Source organism: Microlunatus spumicola, assembly GCF_039536445.1.
Lineage (GTDB): Bacteria > Actinomycetota > Actinomycetes > Propionibacteriales > Propionibacteriaceae > Microlunatus > Microlunatus spumicola.
In genome coordinates, this window is record NZ_BAAAYR010000001.1 from 1,185,425 (window position 1) to 1,210,307 (window position 24,883).

The 24,883-nt window shown below is 72.0% G+C and carries 23 protein-coding genes; 18 read left to right on the forward strand and 5 right to left on the reverse strand.

Annotation, left to right across the window (positions count from 1 at the left end):
* Nucleotides 1-4: 4 nt before the first annotated feature.
* A complete protein-coding gene (locus tag ABD665_RS05340; protein ID WP_204911900.1) occupies nt 5-400 on the forward strand; it encodes a VOC family protein in 396 nt (131 codons plus the stop codon).
* A 234-nt stretch (nt 401-634) separates the two neighbouring features.
* Here the strand turns inward: ABD665_RS05340 and ABD665_RS05345 are convergent, their stop codons facing one another.
* Genes ABD665_RS05345 through ABD665_RS05355 form a run of 3 tightly spaced genes read right to left on the reverse strand, consistent with a single transcriptional unit; the run spans nt 635 to nt 4,273 of the window.
* The gene (locus ABD665_RS05345; RefSeq protein WP_204911899.1) at nt 635-2,056 is read right to left on the reverse strand and encodes an aspartate aminotransferase family protein; all 1,422 of its coding nucleotides are present in this window, start codon (nt 2,054-2,056) and stop codon (nt 635-637) included.
* Nucleotides 2,057-2,111: 55 nt separating this feature from the next.
* Nucleotides 2,112-2,597, reverse strand: coding sequence for an Lrp/AsnC family transcriptional regulator (locus ABD665_RS05350; RefSeq protein WP_344741350.1), 486 nt, complete (start codon nt 2,595-2,597; stop codon nt 2,112-2,114).
* A complete protein-coding gene (locus ABD665_RS05355) occupies nt 2,594-4,273 on the reverse strand; it encodes an amino acid permease (protein ID WP_204911898.1) in 1,680 nt (559 codons plus the stop codon). Before ABD665_RS05355 ends, ABD665_RS05350 begins: the two co-directional genes overlap by 4 nt.
* 116 nt (nt 4,274-4,389) lie before the next feature.
* Between ABD665_RS05355 and ABD665_RS05360 the strand changes: the two genes are divergently transcribed.
* From ABD665_RS05360 to ABD665_RS05430, 15 genes are all read left to right on the forward strand, one after another.
* A complete protein-coding gene (locus ABD665_RS05360; protein WP_204911897.1) occupies nt 4,390-5,634 on the forward strand; it encodes a saccharopine dehydrogenase C-terminal domain-containing protein in 1,245 nt (414 codons plus the stop codon).
* A 344-nt stretch (nt 5,635-5,978) separates the two neighbouring features.
* Nucleotides 5,979-7,121, forward strand: coding sequence for a CoA transferase (locus ABD665_RS05365; protein WP_204911896.1), 1,143 nt, complete (start codon nt 5,979-5,981; stop codon nt 7,119-7,121).
* Nucleotides 7,111-8,178 (forward strand): substrate-binding domain-containing protein, encoded by a 1,068-nt coding sequence (locus ABD665_RS05370; protein WP_204911895.1) that lies wholly within the window; start codon nt 7,111-7,113, stop codon nt 8,176-8,178. The genes ABD665_RS05365 and ABD665_RS05370 overlap by 11 nt, the downstream gene beginning before the upstream one ends.
* Before the next feature lie 129 nt (nt 8,179-8,307).
* On the forward strand, nt 8,308-9,429 hold the full coding sequence (locus tag ABD665_RS05375) for a Gfo/Idh/MocA family oxidoreductase (RefSeq protein WP_204911894.1): 1,122 nt from the start codon (nt 8,308-8,310) through the stop codon (nt 9,427-9,429).
* Between the two features lie 61 nt (nt 9,430-9,490).
* A complete protein-coding gene (locus tag ABD665_RS05380; RefSeq protein ID WP_204911893.1) occupies nt 9,491-10,363 on the forward strand; it encodes a fumarylacetoacetate hydrolase family protein in 873 nt (290 codons plus the stop codon).
* Entirely contained in the window at nt 10,360-11,151 is a 792-nt protein-coding gene (locus ABD665_RS05385) for an SDR family oxidoreductase (RefSeq protein WP_204911892.1), read from the forward strand. Before ABD665_RS05380 ends, ABD665_RS05385 begins: the two co-directional genes overlap by 4 nt.
* Before the next feature lie 2 nt (nt 11,152-11,153).
* Nucleotides 11,154-12,359, forward strand: coding sequence for a CaiB/BaiF CoA transferase family protein (locus ABD665_RS05390; RefSeq protein WP_344741356.1), 1,206 nt, complete (start codon nt 11,154-11,156; stop codon nt 12,357-12,359).
* Entirely contained in the window at nt 12,356-13,525 is a 1,170-nt protein-coding gene (locus ABD665_RS05395) for an extracellular solute-binding protein (protein ID WP_204911891.1), read from the forward strand. The genes ABD665_RS05390 and ABD665_RS05395 overlap by 4 nt, the downstream gene beginning before the upstream one ends.
* Nucleotides 13,522-13,974, forward strand: coding sequence for a MaoC/PaaZ C-terminal domain-containing protein (locus ABD665_RS05400; RefSeq protein WP_204911890.1), 453 nt, complete (start codon nt 13,522-13,524; stop codon nt 13,972-13,974). Before ABD665_RS05395 ends, ABD665_RS05400 begins: the two co-directional genes overlap by 4 nt.
* Nucleotides 13,975-14,100: 126 nt before the next feature.
* Nucleotides 14,101-15,204, forward strand: a complete 1,104-nt coding sequence (locus ABD665_RS05405; RefSeq protein WP_344741359.1) for an ABC transporter substrate-binding protein — start codon at nt 14,101-14,103, stop codon at nt 15,202-15,204.
* Nucleotides 15,205-15,239: 35 nt separating this feature from the next.
* Complete coding sequence (locus tag ABD665_RS05410; RefSeq protein WP_204911888.1) at nt 15,240-16,580, forward strand: enolase C-terminal domain-like protein; 1,341 nt, start codon at nt 15,240-15,242, stop codon at nt 16,578-16,580.
* Complete coding sequence (locus ABD665_RS05415) at nt 16,577-17,428, forward strand: amidohydrolase family protein (RefSeq protein ID WP_204911887.1); 852 nt, start codon at nt 16,577-16,579, stop codon at nt 17,426-17,428. The genes ABD665_RS05410 and ABD665_RS05415 overlap by 4 nt, the downstream gene beginning before the upstream one ends.
* Nucleotides 17,429-17,596: 168 nt before the next feature.
* Entirely contained in the window at nt 17,597-18,352 is a 756-nt protein-coding gene (locus tag ABD665_RS05420; RefSeq protein WP_204911886.1) for a glucose 1-dehydrogenase, read from the forward strand.
* Nucleotides 18,353-18,425: 73 nt separating this feature from the next.
* The gene (locus tag ABD665_RS05425; protein WP_204911885.1) at nt 18,426-18,608 is read left to right on the forward strand and encodes a hypothetical protein; all 183 of its coding nucleotides are present in this window, start codon (nt 18,426-18,428) and stop codon (nt 18,606-18,608) included.
* A 53-nt stretch (nt 18,609-18,661) separates the two neighbouring features.
* The gene (locus tag ABD665_RS05430) at nt 18,662-20,110 is read left to right on the forward strand and encodes an MGH1-like glycoside hydrolase domain-containing protein (protein ID WP_204911884.1); all 1,449 of its coding nucleotides are present in this window, start codon (nt 18,662-18,664) and stop codon (nt 20,108-20,110) included.
* A 6-nt stretch (nt 20,111-20,116) separates the two neighbouring features.
* On the opposite strand, the gene ABD665_RS05435 is transcribed toward ABD665_RS05430, so the two are convergent.
* Complete coding sequence (locus ABD665_RS05435) at nt 20,117-20,950, reverse strand: prenyltransferase (protein ID WP_204911883.1); 834 nt, start codon at nt 20,948-20,950, stop codon at nt 20,117-20,119.
* 20 nt (nt 20,951-20,970) lie between these two features.
* On the opposite strand from ABD665_RS05435, the gene ABD665_RS05440 reads away from it, so the two are divergent.
* Both ABD665_RS05440 and ABD665_RS05445 read left to right on the forward strand, forming a co-directional pair.
* A complete protein-coding gene (locus ABD665_RS05440; protein WP_204911882.1) occupies nt 20,971-21,666 on the forward strand; it encodes a carotenoid biosynthesis protein in 696 nt (231 codons plus the stop codon).
* A complete protein-coding gene (locus ABD665_RS05445; protein ID WP_204911881.1) occupies nt 21,663-23,156 on the forward strand; it encodes a phytoene desaturase family protein in 1,494 nt (497 codons plus the stop codon). Before ABD665_RS05440 ends, ABD665_RS05445 begins: the two co-directional genes overlap by 4 nt.
* Before the next feature lie 18 nt (nt 23,157-23,174).
* On the opposite strand, the gene ABD665_RS05450 is transcribed toward ABD665_RS05445, so the two are convergent.
* Entirely contained in the window at nt 23,175-24,833 is a 1,659-nt protein-coding gene (locus ABD665_RS05450; RefSeq protein ID WP_425562110.1) for an FAD-dependent oxidoreductase, read from the reverse strand.
* Between the last annotated feature and the right edge of the window lie 50 nt (nt 24,834-24,883).

Consider the following 24,883-nt stretch of genomic DNA (forward strand, 5'->3'; position numbering starts at 1 on the left):
TCCGATGGACATGAAGCTCGAGCTCGTGCAGGTCCCGGTCACCGACGTGGACCGCGCCAGGGCGTTCTACACGGAGCGGCTCGGGTTCGTCCTCGACGTCGACGTGCAGCCGATGGAGGGCATGCGGGTCGTGCAGCTGACCCCGCCCGGTTCCGGGTGCTCGATCCTGATCGGCACCGGCATGGGCGAGGCGTCCTCGATGGCCCCGGGCACGCAGAAGGCCCTGCACCTGGTCATCGCCGACATCGACGCGGCCCGCCAGGAGCTCCTCGACCGCGGCGTCGAGGTGGCCGAGGTCGTGGACGTCGGCGGCGGGGTGAAGTACGCCTGGTTCGCGGACCCGGACGGCAACTCCCTCGCCCTGCAGGAGATGCCCTGGCGCACGGGCGAGAACTTCTAGCCCCTCGCAACGCCCCCTGAGCCTGTCGAAGGGCCACGAACGCCCCCTGAGCCTGTCGAAGGGCCCGGGACGGGTTGGCTCTCCTCTGCCGACACGAGGAACCAACCTCTTCGAGGCCCTTCGACAGGCTCAGGGGGCGTGCTCGGACCTACGACGAGCTCAGGGGGCGTCGCTGCGCGAGGGCGTGCGCAGGTGAAAGAGGCCGGGGCGGGCCCCCCTGCCCCGGCCTCCGCTCTAGATCAGCGCCCAGGCGCGCGTGAGGACGTCGCGCAGCACGGACTCCATCTCGTCGAACTCCCGCTGCCCGCTGACCAGCGGCGGGGCGAGCTGGATGACGGGGTCGCCGCGGTCGTCGGCGCGGCAGTAGAGGCCGGCCTCGAAGAGCGCGCCGGAAAGGAACCCGCGCAGCATCCGCTCGGACTCGTCGGCGTCGAAGGTCTCCTTGGTCACCTTGTCCTTGACCAGCTCGATGCCGTAGAAGAAGCCCTCGCCGCGGACGTCGCCGACGATCGGCAGGTCCAGCAGCTTCTCCAGCGTCCGGCGGAACGCGGGTCCCTCGGTGTGCACGTGCTCGTTGAGCTTCTCGCGCTCGAAGAGGTCGAGGTTGGCCATCGCGACCGCGGCCGAGACCGGGTGCCCGCCGAACGTGTAGCCGTGGGAGAAGGTCGTCGTCCCGTGCGCGAACGGCTCGAACAGCCGCTCGCTGGCGATCATGGCGCCGATCGGTGAGTAGCCCGAGGTCATGCCCTTGGCGCAGGTGATGATGTCCGGCACGTAGCCGAAGTCGTCGCAGGCGAACATCGAGCCGATCCGCCCGAACGCGCAGATGACCTCGTCGGAGACGAGCAGGACGTCGTGCTCGTCGCAGATCTCGCGGACCCGCTCGAAGTAGCCGGGAGGCGGCGGGAAGCAGCCGCCCGCGTTCTGCACCGGCTCGAGGAACACGGCGGCGACGGTGTCGGCCCCCTCGAAGAGGATCGCCTCCTCGATGCGGTCCGCCGCCCAGCGCCCGAACGCCTTCGCGTCGCCGGCGACGACGTCGGGGGCGCGGTAGGCGTTGGTGTTCGGCACCCGGAACGTCCCCGGCACGAGCGGCTCGTAGACCTCCTTGAGCGCGGGGATGCCGGTGATCGCCAGGGCACCCTGGGTGGTGCCGTGGTAGGCGACCGAGCGCGAGATGACCTTGGTCTTGAGCGGCTTGCCGACCAGCTTGAAGTACTGCTTCGCCAGCTTCCAGGCGCTCTCGACGGCCTCGGCCCCACCGGTGGTGAAGAAGACGCGGTTGAGGTCGCCGGGCGCGTAGTGCGCGAGCCGCTCGGCGAGGTCGATCGCCGCCGGGTGCGCGTACGACCAGAGCGGGAAGAAGGCGAGCTCGCGGGCCTGCTTCGCCGCGGCCTCGGCCAGCTCGTGGCGCCCGTGGCCGGCCTGCACGACGAACAGCCCCGCCAGCCCGTCGAGGTAGCGCCGGCCCTGGTCGTCCCAGATGTAGGCGCCCTCGCCGCGCACGATGATCGGCACCTCGTGGCCCTCGCCGTACGCCGACTCGCGCGTGAAGTGCTTCCACAGGTGCTTGCGGGCGGCGAGGCCGCGGTCGGTGCCGCGCGGCGTCGTGGCGGCGCCGGAGGGCTGGGCCACCTCCTGGGGCGTGCTGGTCATGCTGGTCTCCTTGCAGTCTTCGGGGGACGTCGGTCGTGAGGGCCGGGGCCGATGGTCATCGGGTGCCCCAGTCGTAGCGCTGCCGGTGCAGCTTGAGGTAGAGGAAGGTCTCGGTCCCGCTCACGCCGGGCAGCCGTCGGAGCCGCGCGAGCAGGTCGAGCACGTGCTCGTCGTCCTCGCAGACGACCTCGACGAGCAGGTCGAACGTGCCGGCGGTGCTCACGAGGTACTCGACCTCGGGCAGCGCCTCGATCGCGGCGACCGGTGCGCTCGGGTCGCCGTCGACGCGGATGCCGATCATGGCCTGGCGGGTGAAGCCGACGTGGGTCGGGTCCGTCACCGCGACGACCTGGATCACGCCGGCGTCGAGGAGCCGCTGCACCCGCTGCCGCACCGTCGTCTCCGACAGGTTCACGGCAGCGGCCAGCGAGGCGTACGACTGCCGGCCGTCACGCTGGAGCATCTCGATCAACGCCCGCGACACGTCGTCCAGGACGGGCGGACGACGGGTCGCGCGGGCGGCGGGGTCGGGGAGGTTCACTGTTCCGGCGGCTCCTGCGGACGGACCGTCCGCGCGCCGGACGGCAGGTTGGACAGGTCGGGGGCGATGACCGTGGCCATCTCGCCCGAGTCCGGCAGCGCCACCCGCGGCGGGTTGGTCCCACCGCGCGCGAGCAGCAGCTCGTCGGCCGCCCGCTTGGGCAGCGTCTCGCCGCGGAAGTAGGCCGGGTGGCGCGCCTGCCACACGAACATCAGCACCAGGCCGAGGACCAGGGAGCCGATGCCGAGCAGGAACACCCCGCCGATGCCGCCGATCGACGTCTCGCCGAAGTCCGGGTTCGCGTACTGGTAGGCCGCGATGACGAACGCGCCCAGCAGCGAGACCCCGCCGAGGAACGGGAAGAGCCCGCGCATCACGAAGTTCCGCAGGCTCGTGGTCAGTGTGCGGCGGTAGAACCAGACGCACGCGAAGCCGGTGAGGCCGTAGTAGAAGGCGATCAGCAGGCCGACGGCGGCGATCGAGTCGGCGAGGATGTTCTCGCTGACCAGGGTCAGGCCGACGTAGAAGATGATCGAGATGATCCCCATCCAGACCGTCGAGCTGCTCGGCGACAGGTGCGTCGGGTGGATCCGGGCGAAGCGCGACGGCAGGGCCTTGTAGGCCGCCATCGACAGCGAGGTGCGGGCGGTCGGCAGGATCGTCGTCTGCGTCGAGGCCGACGCGGACGTGAGGACGGTGATCACCAGGAGCACCTCCATCACGTGGCCGAGCGTGCTGCCGCCGAACACCTCTGTACCCAGCGCGGCGAAGATGTCCTCGGCGTTGCCCTCGTTGCCCAGACCGACCCCGGTGTCCCCGACCCCGGCGAAGGCGACCATGGCGATCGAGACGACGGCGTACGTGGCGAGCAGCAGCAGCGTCGACAGCACCGCGGCGCGACCCGGCGTGGTCGCGGGGTCCTTGGTCTCCTCGTTCACCGCGACGGCGCTGTCCCAGCCCCAGTAGAGGAAGACGGCGATCAGCAGGGCCGTGACCAGGGCGTTCAGGGTGAGCCCCGACGGCCACAGCCAGGCCAGCGTCGGCGTGATCGAGCCCTCGGGCGGGTTCGAGCCGAGCACCCGGAACAGCGCGTACACGGCGAAGATCACCAGGACGACCAGCTCGACGCCCAGCAGGCAGTACTGGATGCGGGCGGAGAGCTCGAGCCCGCGCCAGCAGATGTAGGTCATGATCGCGATCCACAGGACGCCCGCGACCGTGCTCCATAGCGTCGAGGCCGCGAGGCCGTCGAGGCCCAGGAGCAGGAACGTGTACGAGCCGGCGATCTGCGCGAGGTTCGCCATGACGATCACGTCGGCGACGATGATCCCCCAGCCGCCCATCCAGCCGGCCTTGGGCCCGAAGGCCCGCGCCGCCCACGTGAACGTGGTCCCGCAGTCCGGCTCCGCCTTGTTCAGCTCGGCGTACGCGACGGCGATGAAGTACATCGGCACGAAGGCCAGCAGCATGATCGACGGGGCCTTGATCCCGACGATGCCGTCGTCCCCGTTCGCGACGAGGACCACGTAGCCGAGGCTCGCGGCCAGGCTGTAGGCCGGCGCGGTCGACGCGACGCCGACGACGATGCTCGACACGAGGCCGATGGCACCGCCCTTCAGGCCCTTCTCGCCCGCACCGGCCCCTGCGCTCGTCGTGTCCTGGACTGCTGTTGCCACCGGGCCTCCCCTCGTCGGCCGCGGGCCGACATCTTTCCGCTGCCGTTCGATATGGTGCGGAATCCGTGGTTTCTGGGAGTGTAGGGCTCAGGATGCTCGATGGGGAGGCTTGTGCGATGCGGATTCTGCTGATAGGCGCCGGTGGGGTCGGGGATGCGTTCGCGCGCATCGCGGCCCGACGACCGTTCTTCGAGGCGCTGGTGGTCACCGACCACGACGTCGCGCGCGCGGAGCGCACCGTCGCCGCCGTCCGCGAGCGGAACCCGGGCGAGGAGCGCTTCAGCGCCGCCCGTGTCGACGCCTCGGACGCCGCCGCGGTGGCCGACGCCGTCCGCACCCACCGCGCGACGCACGTCATGAACGCGGTCGACCCGCGCTTCGTGATGCCGATCTTCGAGGGCGCGCGGGCGGCGGGCGCCGACTACCTCGACATGGCGATGTCGCTGTCGCGGCCGCACGCCGAGCGCCCGTACGAGCAGACCGGCGTCAAGCTCGGCGACGAGCAGCTCGCGCAGGACGACGCGTGGCGCGCCGAGGGCCGGCTCGCGCTCGTCGGCATCGGCGTCGAGCCCGGTCTGTCCGACGTGTTCGCGCGGTACGCCGTCGACCACCTCTTCTCGCACGTCACCGAGCTCGGCGTGCGGGACGGCGGCAACCTCGCCGTGGCCGGCTACGACTTCGCGCCCGGCTTCTCGATCTGGACCACGATCGAGGAGTGCCTCAACCCGCCGGTCGTCTACGAGCGGGACCGCGGCTGGTACACGATCCCGCCGTTCAGCGAGCCCGAGGTCTTCGACTTCCCGGGCGGCATCGGGCCCGTCGAGTGCGTGCACGTGGAGCACGAGGAGGTCCTCCTCATGCCGCGCTGGCTGGACGCGGACAAGGTGACGTTCAAGTACGGGCTCGGCACCGAGTTCATCGACGTGCTGAAGGCGCTGCACAAGGTCGGGCTCGACAAGACCGACCTCGTGGACGTCAAGGGCGTCAAGGTCTCGCCTCGCGACGTCGTGGCCGCCTGCCTGCCGGACCCCGCGACGCTGGGTGACGCGATGTCGGGCGCCACCTGCGCCGGGCTCCTGGTCACCGGGACCGGGATCGACGGCCAGCCGCGCAAGGTCTACCTCTCCCACGTCGTCGACAACGCCGACTCCATGCGTATCGACGGCGCCCAGTGCGTGGTCTGGCAGACCGCCCTCAACCCCGTCGTCGCCCTCGAGCTCCTCGCCACCGGCGTCTGGTCCGGCGCCGGCGTCCTCGGCCCCGAGGCCTTCGACGCCGTCCCCTTCCTCGACCTCCTCGCCTCCCCCGACGGCTACGACTCCCCCTGGGAGCTCAACGAGCTCACACCGGACGTCGTCTGAGGAGAGCCAACCCCTCCGGGGCCCTTCGACAGGCTCAGGGGGCGTACGAAGCCAACCCCTCCGGGGCCCTTCGACAGGTTCATGGGGCGTACGCGGCACACGCCCCCTGAGTTGCACAAGAGCGCCCCCTGAGCTTGTCGAAGGGCCTCGAAGAGGTCGGCTTCACCTCTCCCCCTCCCCACCCCCATCGCGCGAGTGGCGCCAACGGGCACGCTCAGGCGGCGTGTCGCGTGCCGATCGGCGCCACTCGCGCACCGAACCCCAGCGGGTTGCTTGCCCGGCTGATCACAACCGCCGTACTCTGCTGCGCGTCGGACGGTTGTCGTCGTGACGCTGGGAGGGTTGTGCTCGACCGCTCGGACCTCCCGCTCGACGGCACGGTCGTGCTCGACTTCAGCCAGTTCCTGGCGGGGCCGGTGGCGGCGCTCCGGCTGGCGGACCTCGGCGCCCGGGTGATCAAGGTCGAGCGGCCGGTCACGGGCGAGATCGGGCGGACGCTCGCCTTCGCCGGGCGCTGGATCGACGGGGACACGGCGTCCTTCCACGCGATGAACCGCAACAAGGAAGCCGTCGTCGCCGACCTCAAGGACCCGGACGACCTCGCTCTGGTCAAGGATCTCGTCCGCCGGGCCGACGTGCTGCTCCACAACTTCCGGCCCGGCGTCATGGAACGTCTCGGGCTCGACCACCCCACCGTCGCCGCGCTCAACCCCGGCCTCGTCTACGCCAGCGCGTCCGGCTACGGCGCCGACGGGCCCTGGGCCGGCCGGCCCGGGCAGGACCTGCTCGCCCAGTCGGTGTCGGCCCTGCCCTGGGTGAGCGGTTCCGGGGACCGTCCGGTCACGGTCGGCCTCTCCCTCGCGGACCACCTGCTCAGCTGTCACATCGCGCAGGGCGTCGTCGCGCTCCTCGTACGCCGCGCCCGCACGGGCCGCGGCGGCCTGGTCGAGACCAGCCTCCTGGAGGGCATGCTCGACCTCCAGCTCGTACGCCTCACCGCGCGGCTGAGCGAGGCCGCGACCACCGCCCCCGGGTCGGAGGAGCTCGCCCAGACGCCCGTCTCCGGCGTCTTCCCGACCGCCGACGGCTGGCTGGCGCTCACCGCGTCGGCCGACCGCCTGGCCCGCCTCCTCGACGTCCCCGCACCCCGGCCCGAGGACCTGCCCCCGCTCCTGCGCACCCGCACCACCGACGCCTGGCTCGACCTGCTCGACGGCGACGACGTCTGGTGCTCCCCGGTGCTGACGCTCGAGGAGCTGCTCGAGCACGACGCGTTCCGAGCGGTGGAGATGACCCAGACGGTCGAGCGCCCGCCGCGCGAACCCGGCGGCGCACCCGTCCGCCTCACGACGACCCGCAGCCCGATCCGCATCGACGGCGAACGCCTGGTCAGCGGCCGCGGTTCGCCGCGTCTCGGCGCCCAGGGCCGCGTCGGCACGACCACCGTGCTGACCGACGACGACGGCGGGGCGTGGCGTGAGCGCTGACGACGAGGCCGGCGCCGACCGGGGCCGTACGTCCGCGACGGCGGCGGTGACCCTGTCCGAGGTCGCCGCGAAGGCGGGCGTCTCGGTCTCCGCGGTCTCCAAGGTGCTGCGCGGCACGACGGCGATCCGGGTCAGCCCCGAGACCCGGCAGCGGATCCTGACGGCGGCCGAGGAGCTGCGCTACCGCCCCAACTTCGCCGCCCGTGCGCTCCAGGCGGCACGCACCCAGGTGCTCGGGCTCGTGGTCCCCGACCTGACCAACGCCCTGTTCACCGAGCTCATGCACGGTGTCGAGGACGCGGCCGCGGCGCACGGCTACACCGTCCTGCTCGGCCGGCTCGACACCGACCGGCCGCAGACCGAGGTCATCGCCCGGCTGCTCGGCGAGGGCCGCGTCGACGGGCTGGTGCTGCAGGCCACCGACGGCGTGGACCCGGCCGCGCTCGCCCAGCTGCTCGACCCCCGCGCGGCCGTCGTGCTGATCAACTCCGTCGCCCCCGGGCGCGCCTCGTCGGTCACCGTCGACGACGTGGGCGGCGGCCGGACGGCCACCGAGCACCTGATCGGGCTGGGCCACACGCGGATCGCCCTCGCCGGCGGGCTCCCGACGTCCTACACGGCGCAGCGGCGGCGCCGGGGCCACCAGGAGGCGATGCGCGCCGCCGGGCTCGACCCGCGGGCCGACCACGAGACCGCGCTCGGCTACACCGCCGAGCAGGGGCGGCAGGCGCTGCGGCAGCTCATGGCGCTCGACCCGCGGCCGACCGGCATCGTCGTCGCCAACGTCAACGCCGCGATCGGCCTGCTCGCCGAGGCCCGCGCGCTCGGGATCGACGTCCCCCGCGAGCTGTCCGTCGCCACCGTCCTCGACTCCTGGACCGCGGAGAACACCTGGCCGCCGCTCACCGCGGTCAAGATGCAGTTCTACGCGATGGGCCACACCGCGGTGGTCAGCCTGGTCCACCGGCTCGGGAGCGGCGCGATGACGGACGAGGTGATCCTCGACCCGGCCCCGGAGCTGGTGGTCAGGGAGTCGACGGCTCCCCCTTCCTCCTGAGTCGACCGACCGGGACGTCGCGGGGCCTCGACGCACCGGGTCGTTGACCTTCCGAGCGCCCTGGTCTAACGTTTGATCACCGTCGACGCCGACAGATCGGTGCCGCTCGCCACCCGCGAAGGAGTCACCGTGCCGCCGCCGTCCGCCGCTGGTGACCCGGACGCGCTGCCCGAGCGGCACCCGCACCCCGGCTACCGGCTCGCCCTGCCGGACCACCCGCGCCCGATCGTGCTGATCGGGGCCGGCGGCATCGTCCGCGACGCGCACCTGCCCGCGTACGCGAAGGCCGGCTTCACCGTCGCGAGCATCACCGACCTCGACCTGGACCGTGCGCGGACGCTCGCCGACGCGTACGGGATCGCCGAGACGTACGACGACGTGGCCGACGCCGTCGCCCACGCGCCCGCCGACGCGGTCTACGACGTGGCGCTGCCGCCCGAGGCGCACATCCGTGTGCTGGAGGCGCTGCCGGACGGCGCGGCCGTGCTGCTGCAGAAGCCGCTCGGCAACGACCTCGCGGACGGCGTCCGCACCCGCGAGGTCTGCCACCGCAAGGGCCTGGTCGCGGCCGTCAACACGCAGCTGCGGTTCGCGCCGTACGTCGCCGCCGCCCGCGAGCTGATCGCCGCGGGGACGATCGGCGAGCTGTACGACGTCGAGGTCCGCGTCTCGGTGAACACGCCGTGGGAGATGTTCCCGTACGTGCTCGACCTCCCCCGCCTCGAGATCAACATGCACAGCGTCCACTACCTCGACCTGCTGCGCTCGTTCCTCGGCGACCCGACCGGCGTCTCGGCCGTGACCGTCCGGCACCCCACCATGACCGTCGCCAACACCCGCTCCGACATCGCCCTGACCTACGGGGACCGGCCGATCCGCGTCGTGGTCTCGACGAACCACGACCACCACTTCGGCGCCCGGTACGAGGAGAGCTTCGTCAAGTGGGAGGGCACCCGGGGCGCCGTGCGGGCGCAGCTCGGGCTCCTGCTCGACTACCCGCGCGGCGGCGAGGACCGGCTCGAGGTCGTGACCGACGACCGGCTCGACGAGGGCTGGCGCCCGCTGGCCTTCGCGGGCTCCTGGTTCCCCGACGCCTTCATCGGGTCGATGAGCGTCCTGCAGCGCTTCTGCGAGGGCTCGATCCCGACCCTGCCGACGTCGGTCGACGACGTGTTCCGCACGATGGCCCTGGTCGAGGCCGCCTACCGCTCCGCGGCGGCCGGCGGCGAACCACCCCCGTACGACGGCTGAGCCCGCTCGGCCCTCCCCCGTCCGAACCCGCACCACCCCTGCACCACCCGGAAGGAACACGATGAGACTCGCCCGCCTGGGGCCCCCCGGAGCCGAGATCGCCACCGTCGTCGTCGACGGCACCCACCACGACCTCCGCCCCGTGCTGAGCTCCCTCGGCGTCGCCGACCTCGGGCCGGCGTTCTTCGCCGCCGACGGGCTCGCGCGCACCGCCGAGGCCCTGGCCGACGGCTCCCTGCCCGAGCTGGCGGACGCCGCCGACCTCCGGGTCGGGGCGCCCCTCGCGCGCCCGGGCAAGATCGTCTGCATCGGCCTCAACTACCGCGACCACGCGGCGGAGACCGGCGCCAGGCTGCCCGAGGAGCCGATCCTCTTCATGAAGGACCCGAGCACCGTCGTCGGGCCCTTCGACCAGGTGCTCGTGCCCGTCGGCTCGACCAAGACCGACTGGGAGGTCGAGCTCGGCGTCGTCATCGGGCGTACGGCGCGCTACCTCGCCTCGCCGGAGGAGTCGCGCAGCCACGTGGCCGGCTACGTGGTCTCGCACGACGTGTCCGAGCGCGAGTTCCAGCTCGAGCGCGGCGGCCAGTGGGACAAGGGCAAGAGCTGCGAGACGTTCAACCCGCTCGGCCCCGAGCTCGTCACGGCCGACGAGGTCGCCGACCCGCAGGACCTCCGCCTGACGCTGTCGGTCAACGACGTCCCGCGCCAGGACGGCACCACGGCCGACATGATCTTCGGCGTCGACCACGTGATCTGGTACCTGAGCCAGTTCATGGTCCTGGAGCCGGGCGACCTCATCAACACCGGCACGCCCGCCGGGGTGGCCCTCGGCCTGCCCGGCAACCCCTACCTGAAGGACGGCGACGTCGTGGAGCTCGAGATCACCGGCCTCGGCCGCGCCGTGCAGACCTTCGCGCAGGCGACCCGATGAGCCCCGTGGACCCGACCCAGGAGTTCGCCGGGCTCGTCGCCGCGGTGACCGGCGGCGGAGCGGGCATCGGGCTGGCCGTCGTCGAGGAGCTCGTCGCCCGCGGCGCGCGCGTCGCCGCGCTCGACGTCGACCCGAGCGGAGCGCCCGAGGGTGTCCTGCCCGTGCCGTGCGACGTCCGCGACCGCGCGTCGATCGACGCTGCCATCGCGACCGTCGTGTCCGAGCTCGGGCAGCTCGACGTCGTGATCAACAACGCCGGAATCAGCGCCGTCGGCACGGTCGAGGACCTGTCCGACGACGACTGGTCGCGCGTCCTCGACGTCAACGTCGTCGGGATGGCCCGCGTCTCCGCGGCCGCCCTGCCGCACCTGCGCAAGTCGGACGCCGCGGCCATCGTCAACACGTGCTCGATCGCCGCCCTGAACGGGCTCCCGCAGCGCGCCCTCTACGCCGCCTCCAAGGGGGCGGTGCTCGCGCTCACCTTCGCCATGGCGACCGACCACGTCGCCGAGGGCATCCGGGTCAACTGCGTGTCGCCGGGGACGGTGCACACCGGATTCGTGGACCGGATGCTGGCGACCTTCCCCGACCCGGCCAAGGAGAAGGCCGCGATGGACGCCCGCCAGGCCATCGGCCGGATGGTGACGCCGGAGGAGGTCGCGTACGCGGTGGCCTACCTGGCCAGCCCGCGCGCGGGCTCGACCACCGGCACCTCGCTCGACGTCGACGGCGGCGCCACCCACCTGCGGGCGCGCGCAGTGCAGAAGCGCGACGGTGCCGGCCAGTGACCGTGCCCGAACGCCTTCTGAGCCTGTCGAAGCAGCGTCCTGAGCCTGTCGAAGGGGGCCCGGAACGGGTTGGCGATCAGGACGAGGCCCTGGACCTGCCGCTCGAGGGCGTCACGGTCCTCGACTTCAGCCAGTTCCTCGCCGGCCCGGTCGCGGCCCTGCGCCTCGCTGATCTTGGTGCCCGCGTGATCAAGATCGAGCGTCCGGGGACCGGTGATCTCGGTCGGACGCTCGCCTTCGGCGGTCGGATGGCCGGGGCGAGCTCGATGTCGTTCCACGCCATGAACCGCAACAAGGAGAGCATCACCGCCGACCTCAAGGACCCCGCCGACCTCGCCGCCGTCCGCGACCTGGTGGCGAACGCCGACGTGATGATCCAGAACTTCCGCCCCGGGGTGATGGAGCGCATCGGCCTCGACCACGCCTCCGTGAGCAAGATCAACCCGAAGATCATCTACGGCAGCGTCAGCGGCTACGGCGACGCCGGCCCGTTCAAGGACCGGCCCGGGCAGGACCTGCTGGCCCAGGCCATCTCCGGGCTGCCCTGGCTCAACGGCTCGCGCGACGACCCGCCGGTCCCCGTCGGGCTGTCCGTCGCGGACCACCTCGCCAGCTGCCACCTCGCGCAGGGCATCACCGCGCTGCTCGTCCGCCGCTACCGCACCGGCCGCGGCGGGCTCGTGCAGACCAGCCTCTTCGAGTCCCTGCTCGACCTGCAGTTCGAGCTGCTCACCACGCGCCTGAACGACCCGACCGTCGCCGTGCAGCGCAAGGGCCCGCGTTCGGCGCACGCCTTCCTTCCCGCCCCGTACGGCATCTACCCCTGCTCCGACGGCTACCTCGCGATCGCCATGAACCCGGTCCCGACCATCGGCCGCCTGCTCGGGCTGCACGAGCTGGTCTCCATGACCGACCCGAGCGGCTGGTGGGAGCGCCAGGAGGAGATCGAGGAGCTGATCGCCGACCGGCTGCGCACCGACACCCGCGACGCGTGGCTCGCGCTGCTCGACGCCGAGGACGTCTGGTGCGCACCGGTGCTGACGCTGGAGGAGCTGATCGGGCACGAGGGCTTCGCCGCCATCGCCATGACGCAGCAGATCAGCGCCGGCGACGTCAGCCTCACCACCACCCGCAGCCCGATCCGCGTCGACGGCCACCGGCTGACGAGCGCCCGACCTGGCCCGGCACTGGGCGAGCACAACCGATGACCACCCTCCCCGTCACGACCCTGCGCGGCATCACCTGGGAGCACCCGCGCGGCTACGACTGCCAGGTCGCGGCGGCCGCGGAGTACGAGCGGCGTACGGGCGTGCGGGTGGAGTGGGAGTTCCGGTCGCTGCAGCTCTTCGCCGACGCACCGCTCGAGGACCTGACCGCGCGCTACGACCTGCTCGTCATCGACCACCCGCACGTCCCGCTGGCCGCGAAGGCCGGTCTGCTGGCCGCCCTCGACGGGGCTGGGCACGACGAGGAGCTGGCCGCGCTGGCCGCCGACTCGGTCGGGCCGAGCCACGCGACGTACGCCCACGCCGGCCATCAGTACGGGCTGGCGACCGACACCGCTGCCCAGGTCGCGGTGCACCGGCCGGACCGGCTCGCGGACGCGCCGACGGACTGGGACCAGGTGCTCGAGCTGGCCGACGAGGGCCGCGTCATCTGGCCGGCCAAGCCGATCGACGCCTGGTCGAGCCTGTGCACGATCGCGGCCAACCGCGGCACCCCGGTCGGGGCCTCGCCCGGCGTGTTCCTCTCCCCCGAGGACGCCGCCCCCGTCCTCGACCTGCTGCACCGCCTGGCCGACCGCATCCCCGCCTGGTGCCTGTCCGCGAACCCCATCCAGGTCGCCGAGGCGCTCGCCGCCGACAGCGACGAGGTCTGGGCGTACGCGCCGCTGCTCTACGGCTACAGCAACTACTCCCGCGCGGGCTTCCGGTCGCACCGGCTGCGCTACGTCGACATCCCCGCCGGGCCGCGCGGCGTCGCCGGGTCGCAGCTGGGCGGCGCCGGCGTCGCGGTCTCGAGCCGGGCCACCGACCTGGCCGCGGCGCGCGCGTACGCGCTGTGGGTCGCCTCGCCGGAGATCCAGTCGGGCCTCTACTACGACGCCGGCGGCCAGCCCGGCTACAGCGCGTCGTGGGACGACGACCGGCTCAACGCCGACTCGTTCGACTTCTTCCGCGGGACCCGGCGGACGGTCGAGGAGTCGTGGGTCCGCCCGCGCACCGCCGGGCTGATCGAGCTCCAGGACACGGTCTCGCCCTGGGTGACCGAGGCGCTGCAGCGCGGGCTGAGCGACGAGACGCTGCTGCGCCGCGCGAACGAGCTGGCCGGGCGCCTCCTGGTCGAGCAGGACACGAGGACGGAGGACCGATGAAGACCGAGGACCGCTGGTTCGAGGACTACCGCGTCGGCGAGAGCCGGACGTCGGTCGGGCGGACGATCACCGAGACCGACGTCGTCATGCACGCCGGCCAAACGGGCGACTTCTTCCCGCACCACATGGACGCGGAGTGGATGCTCACGCAACCCGCCGGGCAGCGCATCGCGCACGGCACGCTGATCCTCTCCGTCGCGGTCGGCATGACGGCCACGGACATCAACCCGCAGGCGATGTCCTACGGCTACGACAAGATCAGGTTCATCAAGCCGGTCTTCATTGGCGACACGATCACCGTCACCGCCGCGATCACCGAGCTCAGCGACCACAAGAAGCAGCCCGACCGCTACGGCTACGTCCACGAGCTCGTCACCGTGACCAACCAGCGCGCCGAGACCGTGATGGTCCTGACCCACCTCTACCTGACCAACAAGCGCGGCGGATGAGGCACGCGCAGCACACGTCCCCTGAGCCTGTCGAAGGGCCACGAAGTGGTTGACGTGGGCCAACCCGCACTCATCCTCCTGGGCCGCGAGTTCGACGGCTTCCGCCGAGCGGTATCGGCGCACGCCGTGGCCTGGCCGTCTGTCGGCAGCGACGGCATACGCGCGACCTGGCTCGGGCTACCCGAGCTGGAGGCCGCGGCGCTTGGTCCGACAGCCCCGGACGCCGACCTGTTCGTCGTCCCCGCCGACTGGCTGCCGGCGCTCGCGGCAGGGGGCCGGATCCGCCCGCTGACGCCGTACCTCGACCAGACCCCGCCGGAGGGCTGGCCGGACGCCTGGTCGCCGTCCTTCCACGAGGGCATCACCTGGGGCGACGACGTCTACGGCCTGCCCTTCCACGACGGTCCGCAGCTGCTGTTCACGCGACCGTCGCTGCTCGCCGAGCAGGGGCTGCAGCCGCCAGCGACCTGGTCGGAGCTACTCGCCCAGGCGGCCGCGCTGCAGGAGCGCGGGGTCCGCGCCGGCACGGTCCTCGCCGGCAAGCCCGACGGCCACAACAACGTCTACGATCTCGTGCTGCACCTGCGTCGGTTCGGCGGGGACCTGGTCGACGGGAACGGCCGGATCGTCCTCGACACCGCCCCGATGCGCACGGCGCTCGCCTTCCTGCGCGAGGTCGTCACGACCCTCGTCAGCCCGACGGCGGCTGCGATGGACAGCAACGCGAGCGGCGACGAGTTCGCGGGGGGCCGGGTCGGCGTCACCGTGAACTGGGCCGGCTACGCCTCGCTCGCCGCCGCCGGCGCGGTGGCCGACGACTTCGCCTGCGCCGTCGTGCCCACCCACGACGACGGCAGCCCCACCGTCACCGTGAACGCCTTCTGGGTCACCTGCGTGAGCACTGCCTGCGCCGACCCGGACCGCGCCTGGGACTACCTGCGGCACGCGACGTCGGCGGCGATGGACCTCGAGACCACCCGCGCCGGTGCGTCCGGCGCCCGGCGCAGCACCTGGGCCGACGCCGACCTCCTGGTCGCCCACCCCGAGCACGCGCTCTTCGAGCAGGCCCACGCGAGCTCCCGCCCGCTGCCCCCGGTGCCCGAGCTGCCCGCGCTCGTCGGCGTGCTCAACACGCTGGTCGACGAGGTCGTCTGGCACGGCGAGCCCGTCGACCCGGCTCTCGCCACCGCCACGGCCGCCGTCGCGGACCTCGCCCCGCCCCTCCCCTGATCCTCCGTCCCCTACGCCCGCCTCCAGGAGCCCTCATGACCCGCATCGTCGCCGTCGACGTCGTCGACCTCCGTTTCCCGACCTCGCTGTCGATGGACGGCTCCGACGCCATGAACAAGGACGCCGACTACTCCGCGGCGTACGTCGTGCTCCGCACCGACGACCCCGGGCTCGCCGGGCACGGCTTCACCTTCACCATCGGACGCGGCAACGACGTCTGCGTGCTGGCCGCCGAGCACCGCGCCGCGGCGCTGATCGGGCGGGACGTCGCCGAGCTGGTCGGCGACCTCGGCGGGACCTACCGCGCGCTCGCGTCAGACTCGCAGCTGCGCTGGCTCGGCCCCGACAAGGGCGTCGAGCACCTGGCGATGGCCGCCGTGATGAACGCCGTCTGGGACCTCGCCGCGCGGGTGGCCGGCAAGCCGCTCTGGCAGCTGCTCGTCGACATGGACCCCGAGGCGCTCGTCGACACCCTCGACCTCACCTACCTCAGCGACGTGCTGACCCGCGACGAAGCCGTCGCGATGCTGGCGTCGTCCGTGACCGACCGGGCCGCGCGCGTCGCCGACCTGAGCCGCACCGGCTACCCCTGCTACACGACCTCCGCCGGCTGGCTCGGCTACTCCGACGACAAGCTGCGTCGCCTCGCCGCCGAGGCGGTCGAGCAGGGCTTCCGCCACGTGAAGCTCAAGGTGGGCGCGAACCTCGAGGACGACGTACGCCGCTGCTCGATCGCCCGCGAGGTCATCGGGTGGGACGCGAACCTCATGATCGACGCCAACCAGGTGTGGGACGTGCCCCAGGCCATCGAGTGGGTGCAGGCGCTGGCCGAGTTCAAGCCGCTGTGGATCGAGGAGCCGACCAGCCCCGACGACGTGCTCGGGCACGCCGCGATCCGCAAGGCCGTCGCCCCGATCGGTGTCGCGACCGGCGAGCACGGCATGAACCGGGTGCTGTTCAAGCAGATGTTCCAGGCGGAGGCGATCGACTTCTGCCAGCTCGACGCCGCCCGGCTGGCCTCGATCAACGAGATCGTGCCCGTCTACCTGATGGCGAAGAAGTTCGGCGTCCCGGTCTGCCCGCACGCCGGTGGCGTCGGGCTCTGCGAGCTCGTGCAGCACCTGTCGGTCTTCGACTACGTCGCGGTGTCGGGGACGACCGAGCACCGGGTGACCGAGTTCGTCGACCACCTGCACGAGCACTTCACCGACCCCTGCATCGTCGACGACGGCGCCTACGTGCTCCCGTCCCAGCCGGGCTACAGCGCGGAGATCAAGACCGCATCCGTCGCTGAATACGCGTTCCCGGACGGGACCTTCTGGGCCGGCCGCAGCTCCGCCGCCGATGTCGTCGACCCCGAGGGAGCGCTGCGGTGATCATCGACTCCCACCTGCACGTCTGGGACCTCGACCGCTCGCCCTACTCCTGGATCGACCGGGACGTCCCGCCGTTCAACCGCACCTTCACCTTCGGCGAAGTTGCGCCCCAGCTCGAGCAGAACGGCGTCGACGCCGTCATCCTCGTCCAGGCCGACGACGACGACCGCGACACCGATCTGATGCTCGAGGTCGCCGACGCCCGCCCCGAGGTCGTCGGCGTCGTCGCGTACATCCCCCTCGAACGACCCGCCGAGGCCGCGGCCCGCCTCGAGGTGCTGCTCCAGAACCCGTACGTCGTCGGCATCCGCAACCTCACCCACGACCGGCCGGACCCCGACTGGGTCCTGCGCCCCGACGTCGACGAGACCCTCGGCCTCATCGAGCAGGCCGGCCTCCCCTGGGACCACGTCGCCGTCCTCCCCCGCCACCTCGAGCACGTGGCCACGATCAGCGAGCGCCACCCCGACCTGCGCATCGTGATCGACCATTTGGCCAAGCCGCCGATCGGCGAGGACTCCGTGGAGCCCTGGTGGAGCCTGATCGGAATCGCCGCACAGAACCCGCTTGTGCACGCCAAGATCTCGGGCCTCTACCCAGGCAGCAACCCGGCGTCTTGGAGCGTGGACGGCCTCCAGCCCTTCGTCGACCGCGCGCTCGAGGTCTTCGGACCCTCCCGCCTCATGTACGGCGGCGACTGGCCGGTCTCCGTACCCGTCGGGGGCTACGGACGAGTCCTGGACGGCCTGCGTACGGCGCTCGCCAATCTGTCGCCCGCCGAGGCCGATGCCGTCTGGTCCGGCACGGCCAGCCACGTCTACGGCCTGGCTGTGGCTCGTCACGACTGAAACCGGCCCCCGGATTGGCAGCCTCGCGCGCGAGCGCCCGGAACACGCAGGCGAACGAACTGGTCGTGTCGCGGATGGTGCCCTCTGGAGGGACCCCAGGCGCTGGCAGTCATGACGTCTCGGCAACACTGACGGAACCAGCAACGACCTCCAGGAAGAGGGACCACGATGCCTGACTTCGACGGCAGAGTCGCGCTCGTCACGGGCGGAGGTTCCGGCCTCGGTGAGGCGATCAGCCTCGAGCTGGCGGCCAAGGGAGCGAGCGTCGTCGTCAGCGACATCAACCTCGCCGGCGCGGAACGGGTGGTGCAGCAGATCGCCGACGCCGGCGGCACGGCATCGGCGTTCGAGCAGGACACGGCGCGTGCGGCCGACTCGGAGAAGGCGGTGCAGCACGCCGTCGACACGTACGGCGGCCTGCACCTGGCGGTGAACAACGCTGGCATCGGCGGACCTCAGGCACCGGCGGGCGAGACGGACCTCGATGCCTGGGACAAGGTCATCGGGATCAACCTCAGCGGCGTGCTCTACGGGATGCGGTACCAGATCCCGGCGATGCTCGCCGCGGGTGCGGAGCAGTGCGCGATCGTCAACATGGCGTCCATCCACGGAACCGTCGCTGCGCTCGGGAACGGCGCCTACACCGCGGCCAAGCACGGCGTCGTCGGGATCACGAAGAACGCTGCGGCGGAGTACGGGCCTGCGGGGCTGCGCATCAACTGCGTCGGCCCCGCGTACATCGACACGCCGCTTCTCGCCGGCCTGCCCGAGGAGTACCGAGCGGCGCTGATCCAGCGGCACCCGCTCGGCCGGCTCGGTCGACCCGACGAGGTCGCGCACCTCGTGTCCTTCCTCCTCTCGCCCGAGGCGTCCTTCATCACCGGCGGCTACTACCTGATCGACGGCGGGTACACAGCCGTCTGAGGTCCGTCCCTCACAGGTGACCCCAAAACTGTCCGGCCGGTGCCGGGTGACCGATCCCGACCCGAGGAGCAACATGCCCGTCAACGTGCAGCGGCGCGAGCCCGACGAGACCACCGGGAGCACCGACGTCTACGTCGAGCAGGGCGAGCACTTCGTCGTGCACGAGGGCGTCCTGACGGTCCTGGACCGGCTCGACGGTCGCCAGGTCGCGGTGTTCGCCCCCGAGACGTGGCTGTCCGCCCAGGTCGAGGACTGATCCGGCGCGCTGAGCACCGGAGCGCTTCTCCCCCTCGGCTACCGTCGTCCTCCGTGCCTCCCTCTGCGCCCGTGCGGGTGCTGGACAAGAGCAGGCTGCCGGAGCCCGTCCTCGACGCCGCCCCGCACCTGGTCTCGCTCTACTGGACCGCGTGGGAGACGGCGTGGACCCACGTCGTCGAGCAGGAGGGTGTCCCGCGGTCGCCCTACATGGACGAGGGCTTCGACCCGGACGTCATCTGGATCTGGGACACCTGCCTCATGACCCACTTCTGCAAGTACGCGCCGGACCTGTTCCCGGGGATCGAGAGCCTGCAGAACTTCTACGGTCCCCTGCACGACGACGCGCCGTCGGTCCTGCAGATCCAGCACCCCGACAACCCGCCGCTCTTCGCGTGGGCGGAGGAGGAGTACGTCCGCCACACGGGCGACCTCGAACACGTGGCGCGGCTCCTGGACGCGGGCTACCTGCAGCGCCACTTCGCCTGGTTCGACACGGTGGCTCCCGGGACGGTCCTGCCCACCACCGTGATGCCGACGGCGATCGAGCGGCGGCCGGAGGGCTACCGCTGGGGCGCCATCCAGAGCGGCATGGACAACACGCCGCGCGCCGGGGAGGCGAACTGGTACGGCAACTCCCGGGGCGGGATCCTCTGGCTCGACGCCATGGCCCAGCAGGCGCTGTCCGCCCTGAGCATCGCCCGGCTGGCTCGCCTGGTCGGTCGGACCGCGCTCGCCGAGGAGTACGACGCGCGTCACGAGGCCCTCTGCGCCGAGCTCCAGCACCACTGGGACGACGAGGACGCGACCTTCTACGACCGCCTGGAGACCGCGCCCTTCCCGTTCCGACGCGTCGTCACGCCAGCGGCGTACTGGCCCCTGCTGGCCGGGGCCTGCAGCCCGGAGCAGGCCCGGTCGCTGGCCGACCTGCTCACGGACCCGCAGCGGCTGGGTGGTCCCGTGCCGTGGCCGTCGGTCGCCCGCGACGACCCGGCGTTCCGCGCCGACGGGCAGTACTGGCGCGGGAGCGTCTGGGTGCCGCTCGCCTACATGAGCGCCCGCGCCCTGGCCGACCACGGCCACGCGCAGCTGGCACGAACTGCGTCGAGGACCCTGCTGGAGCACATGGCCGCCACCTGGGCCGGCTGCTCACCCTCGACGATCTGGGAGGCGTACGCCCCGGTCGCGGCAGCCCCGGCGACGGACAAGGACGGGCGCACGACCGTGCGCCCGCAGTTCTGCGGCTGGTCGGCGCTCGGCCCGATCTCCATGCTCCTCGAGCACGTGCTCGGGTTCCGCGTGGACGCGACCACGCGGACGGTGTCCTGGGACCCCGACGGCGAGGGACGTCAGGGGGTCCGGCGCCTGCGGTGCGGAGCCGCCACCCTCGACGCGGTCGCCGAGGGTGACGCGGTCGTGGTGGACGCCGACCTCCCGATCACCCTGGTGCTGAACGGCCGGGCGCTCGAGCTGGCTGCCGGGCACCACGTGCTCACCCCGTGAGCGCGCTCAGGCGAAGGGCCAGGTCGCGTTCCTCAGCCCGGTGACGACGAACAGCGCCCCGCCCAGCGTGGTGTTGAGGACCGGGAACCGGCGGTAGAGGGCGAAGAGCTGCTCGGGCCCCCGGCTGCGGAGGGACAGGGCGATCATCACGAGGTAGGCCAGCCCGCCCACCGCCGCGAAGGCCCCGACCGAGGGGAAGGCCAGCAGGGCCGCCACGAGGTAGGCCGCACCGCACAGCAGCAGGGTCCGGACGCGGCCGAAGTAGGTCGCGACCGTGGACAGGTCGGCGGCCCGGTCGGCCATGATGTCCGGGACCGCCGAGTAGGCGTGCATGGCCATGCACCACAGCAGGGCCGCGACGAGCACGGGCACCGGCGGCTGCTGGCCGCTGACGGTGGCGTAGGCGGCGAGCCCGGGTGCGACGTAGAGGATGTTGAAGGCCGCGTCGACGACGGGCCGCGCCTTGGCCCGGAGCGGCGGGACGGAGTAGCCGATCCCGGTCACCAGGAAGAGCAGCAGCCACGGCCAGGCGTTCGGGAGGAAGGGCACGAGCGCCAGGAACGGCACGTTCAGCACGAGGATCGCGATGACGAGGCCCCGGCGCTGCGTCTGCTGCAGCAGGTGCTCGTAGTCGCGCTTCTTGGGGTTCAGCCGGTCGGTGTCGACGTCGAAGAGGTCGTTCACGCCGTAGATCAGCAGGTTGGCCGGCAGCGTCAGGTAGAGGCCGAGCAGCCAGACCTCCAGCGGCGGGCGCAACGAGGTCGCTGCGAGGGCCACCATGTACGGGCCGAGCAGGTACATCCAGAAGCGGGGCCGAGACACCCGGATCAGGTGGCGCATCGACCGCCATGCTAGTTCGGGTGGACGAGGCCTTCCGTCGGTACCGATGGGTGCTGACCGCCCTGCTGGTGGCCGCGGCCGCGGGGCTGGTCCAGGCGCCCCTCCAGCCGCGCTGGTGGTGGGTCTCCGCCCTCGCGATCCTGCTGTTCTCCGCGCCCGTCGTCGTCGGCGCCCTGCGCTGGCTGGGGGCGGGGCGGGGTGTGGCGCTGCTCCTCGGGCTGGGGCTGTACGCCGTGGTGTTCGAGTCCGTCGCCGTCGCCACCGGTGTGCCGTACGGCCGGTTCTCCTACAGCGGTGTGCTGGGCCCGCCGATGCTCGGGCTGGTGCCGCCGACGGTGCTGCTCGCCTGGACCCCGCTGCTCCTGGGCAGCCTCGCGTCCACCCGGCGTGCCTGGCAGGCGGTCGTGCTGGTCGTCGTCTGCGACCTCGTGCTCGACCCGGCTGCGGTGAGCCTGGGCTTCTGGGCGTGGGACGACCCGGGCCGCTACTACGGCGTGCCGCTGGTGAACTTCCTCGGCTGGGTGGTCTCGGGCGGCATCGCGGTACTGGCGCTCCGCCGGCTCCCCCGGCCGCTGCCCGGGCTGTTCGCCCGCAACCTCTGGCTGGTGCTGGTGTTCTGGACCGCCGTGAACGCCTGGAGCGGGCAGTGGCTCGCGGCCCTGGTCGGCGTGGTCACCGTGGTGTCTTTGGCCCGAGGCTATCGTCGCGCCCCGTGAGCACTGCACTGGTCGTCGGCGGCGGTATCGGGGGCCTGGGCACCGCGGCTCTGCTGGGACGGCGCGGGTTCGACGTGACCGTGGTGGAGAAGAACGCGCTGCTCGGCGGCCGGGCGAACTACTTCGAGGCTGACGGGTTCCGCTTCGACATGGGCCCGTCCTGGTACCTGATGCCGGACGTCTTCGAGCACTTCTTCGCCCTGCTGGGCGAGCGCGTCGAGGACCACCTCGACCTCGAGCGGCTCGACCCGTCGTACCGGATCGTGTTCCGCGGCACCGAGCTCGAGGTCGACATGTACTCCGACCTCGACCGTGACGTCGAGACCTTCGAGCGGCTGGAGCCCGGCAGCGGCCAGGCGCTGCGCACCTACCTCGACAGCTCGGCGGAGCAGTACGCGATCGCGATCGACCAGTTCATGTACCGCAACCACGACAGCTTCTTCGACTTTATCGACCGCAAGACGGCGATGCAGGGCCGGCAGCTGCACGTCTTCGAGAACATGCACAAGTACATCAGCCGGACGTTCTCCACCGACGCCGTGCAGAAGATCCTCGAGTACCAGCTGGTCTTCCTGGGTTCCTCGCCCTACAACACCCCGGCGCTCTACAACATCATGAGCCACATCGACTTCAACATGGGCGTCTTCTACCCCCGGGGCGGCATCTACTCGATCATCCGCGCGCTCGAGGCGATCGGCGCCAAGCACGGGGTCACCTACCGCACCGGGGCGCCCGTCGAGCAGATCCTGACCGACGGCGGGCGCGCGTCCGGTGTGCGGCTGGCGTCGGGCGAGGAGCTGTACGCCGACCTCGTGGTCTCCAACGCCGACATGGCGCACACCGAGACGACGCTGCTGCCGAAGGAGGCCCGGACCTACCCGGAGCGCTACTGGGCCAGGAAGACGCTGGCGCCGAGCGCCTTCATCCTCTACCTGGGGCTGCAGGGCGAGGTGCCGAGCCTGACCCACCACAACCTGGCCTTCGGGCAGGACTGGAAGCGCAGCTTCGGCCAGATCTTCGACGACCCGACCTGGCCCGACGACCCCTCCTACTACGTCTGCGCGCCGAGCCGGACCGACCCGACGGCGGCGCCCGAGGGTCAGGAGAACCTCTTCGTCCTCGTGCCCGTCGCGCCGGGGCTGTCGATGACCGACGCCGACATCGTCACCTACCGCCAGAAGGCGCTCGACCTGCTGGCGACCGACTTCGACGTCCCCGACCTGGAGTCGAGGATCGTGTTCGAGCGGACGTACACCTCGCGCGACTTCACCGCCGACTACAACGCGTACGGCGGGTCCGCGCTGGGCCTGGCGCACACCATGAAGCAGACGGCCTTCCGGCCGAACAACATCAGCAAGAAGCTGTCGAACCTCTACTACGTGGGCGCCAGCACCAGCCCGGGGATCGGGATGCCCATCTGCCTGATCTCGGCCGAGCTGGCCTACAAGCGGATCATCGGCGACACCAGCAGCGGGCCGCTGCCGGTCTGACCCCGTCAACGACTGCTCTCAGCGGCTGACGCGGTCCAGCAGCGGCTTGGCCCTGAGCAGGGCCGGCTGGCGCGTGCTCATGGGCACGGTCCACAGGTCGTGGCCGGCGAGCCCCCAGCCGGCGAGCAGCTGGTTGGCCGCGAGGAGCCCGGTGGTCGCCGCGCGCTCCATCAGCGCCACGGGGTAGTCGCACCGGATCCCGTCGCCGGCCAGGACCAGCCGCGGGTGCGGGGTCGCGACCTCGGGACGACGCAGCCAGGGGCTGGTGCCGACCAGGGGGCAGTCGTCCGACAGGATCCACTCGTCGGCCACCACCTGGGCGTCGGCGGTCTCGGGGTAGACGCGGGCCAGCTCGGCGCGCAGGGTGCGTCGGACCTGCTCCTCGTCACCGTCCTCGGGCTGCAGGGCGTACGCGTGCACCTCGACGACGGACGCGTCGTGCGCGTCGGACCAGCGCCGGGCGCCGGCCTCGAAGCGCTCGAGCACGGTGATGTTGTCCATCGGGCCGTAGCCGCTGGTGCCGAGGAAGGCCGGGCGCTCCGCGTCGACGCGTCGGTCCAGCCACAGGCGCCACACCGCGAACGGCGGGGCGTCCTGCGTCTCCGCGATCCGACCTCGCCACTCCGGGTCGTCGAGGCTCCCCCGCGTGGTCTCGACCAGGCGGCGCGTGGTGCGGAGGTCGGTGGCCAGGACCACGGTGTCGGCGAGCAGGGTGCCGGCGTCGGTGGTGACCTCGACCCGCTCGCCCTCGAGGTCGAGGCTCTGGACGGACTCGCCGGTCCGGACCTCGACGCCCAGCTGCTCGAGGTAGCGGCCCAACGGTGCCCAGAAGACGGTGTCGTAGTCGTCGACGGGGACGTCGAAGAGCAGCCCCTCGGACGAGCCGAGGAAGTAGCTGTGGAACATGCCGACCAGCTCGCCGGCCGAGAACTCGTCGGGCGCGGCGAAGAAGCTGCGCGCGAAGACCTCCAGCGCCAGGTGCCGGGCGTCGTCCGGGAAACCGAGCCGGTCCAGGAACGCTGCGGCGCTCTCGCCGTCGTGGGCCGAGAAGGTCGCGGGGAAGTCGACGTCGAGCAGCTCCCAGACCGCCACCTTGTCGATGTTCTTCAGGTCGCCCGCGGTGAAGCTCGGGCTCTGGGCCACGAAGGCGGCCATGTTGAGGGGCGGCGTACGGGGCACGCCGGCGAAGGAGTCGCGGTGGCCGCCCGCCAGGACGAGCGGGTAGTCGTCGACGGGCGTCAGACCCTCGAGGGCCGGGTCGACGCGACGGAGCAGGGAGCGGAGGTTGTAGTACTGCCGGAAGAAGGCGTGGAAGCCGCGGCTCATGGTGACCGGCGCACCGTCGGCGGTCGCGTGGTCGACGGGCCAGGAGCGGACCCGGCCGCCCAGCTGCTCCTCACGCTCGACGAGCGTGACCTTGACGCCACGCTCGGCGAGGCCGACGGCGGCCGCGATGCCCGCGATGCCACCCCCGAGGACGAGGGCCGACGGCTGGGGCCGGTGAGAGGTCGGGTGGAGGGCGCCGGGGTGACCGGCATGACGGACGGCCTTCTTGTCTCGCCCCGGCAGCCAGGCCCGGCTCATCGCCCGCACCGGCTGCTCGGACGTCCGTACGTCGAGCCGGTCAGCACGACGAAGGGCGCGACGCGCAGGGTCGCAGGGCTCGACATCGGTCACCAGCTCCTTCTGCCGACGACTGCTTCGAGCGGCTGCCCGACCCTACCCAG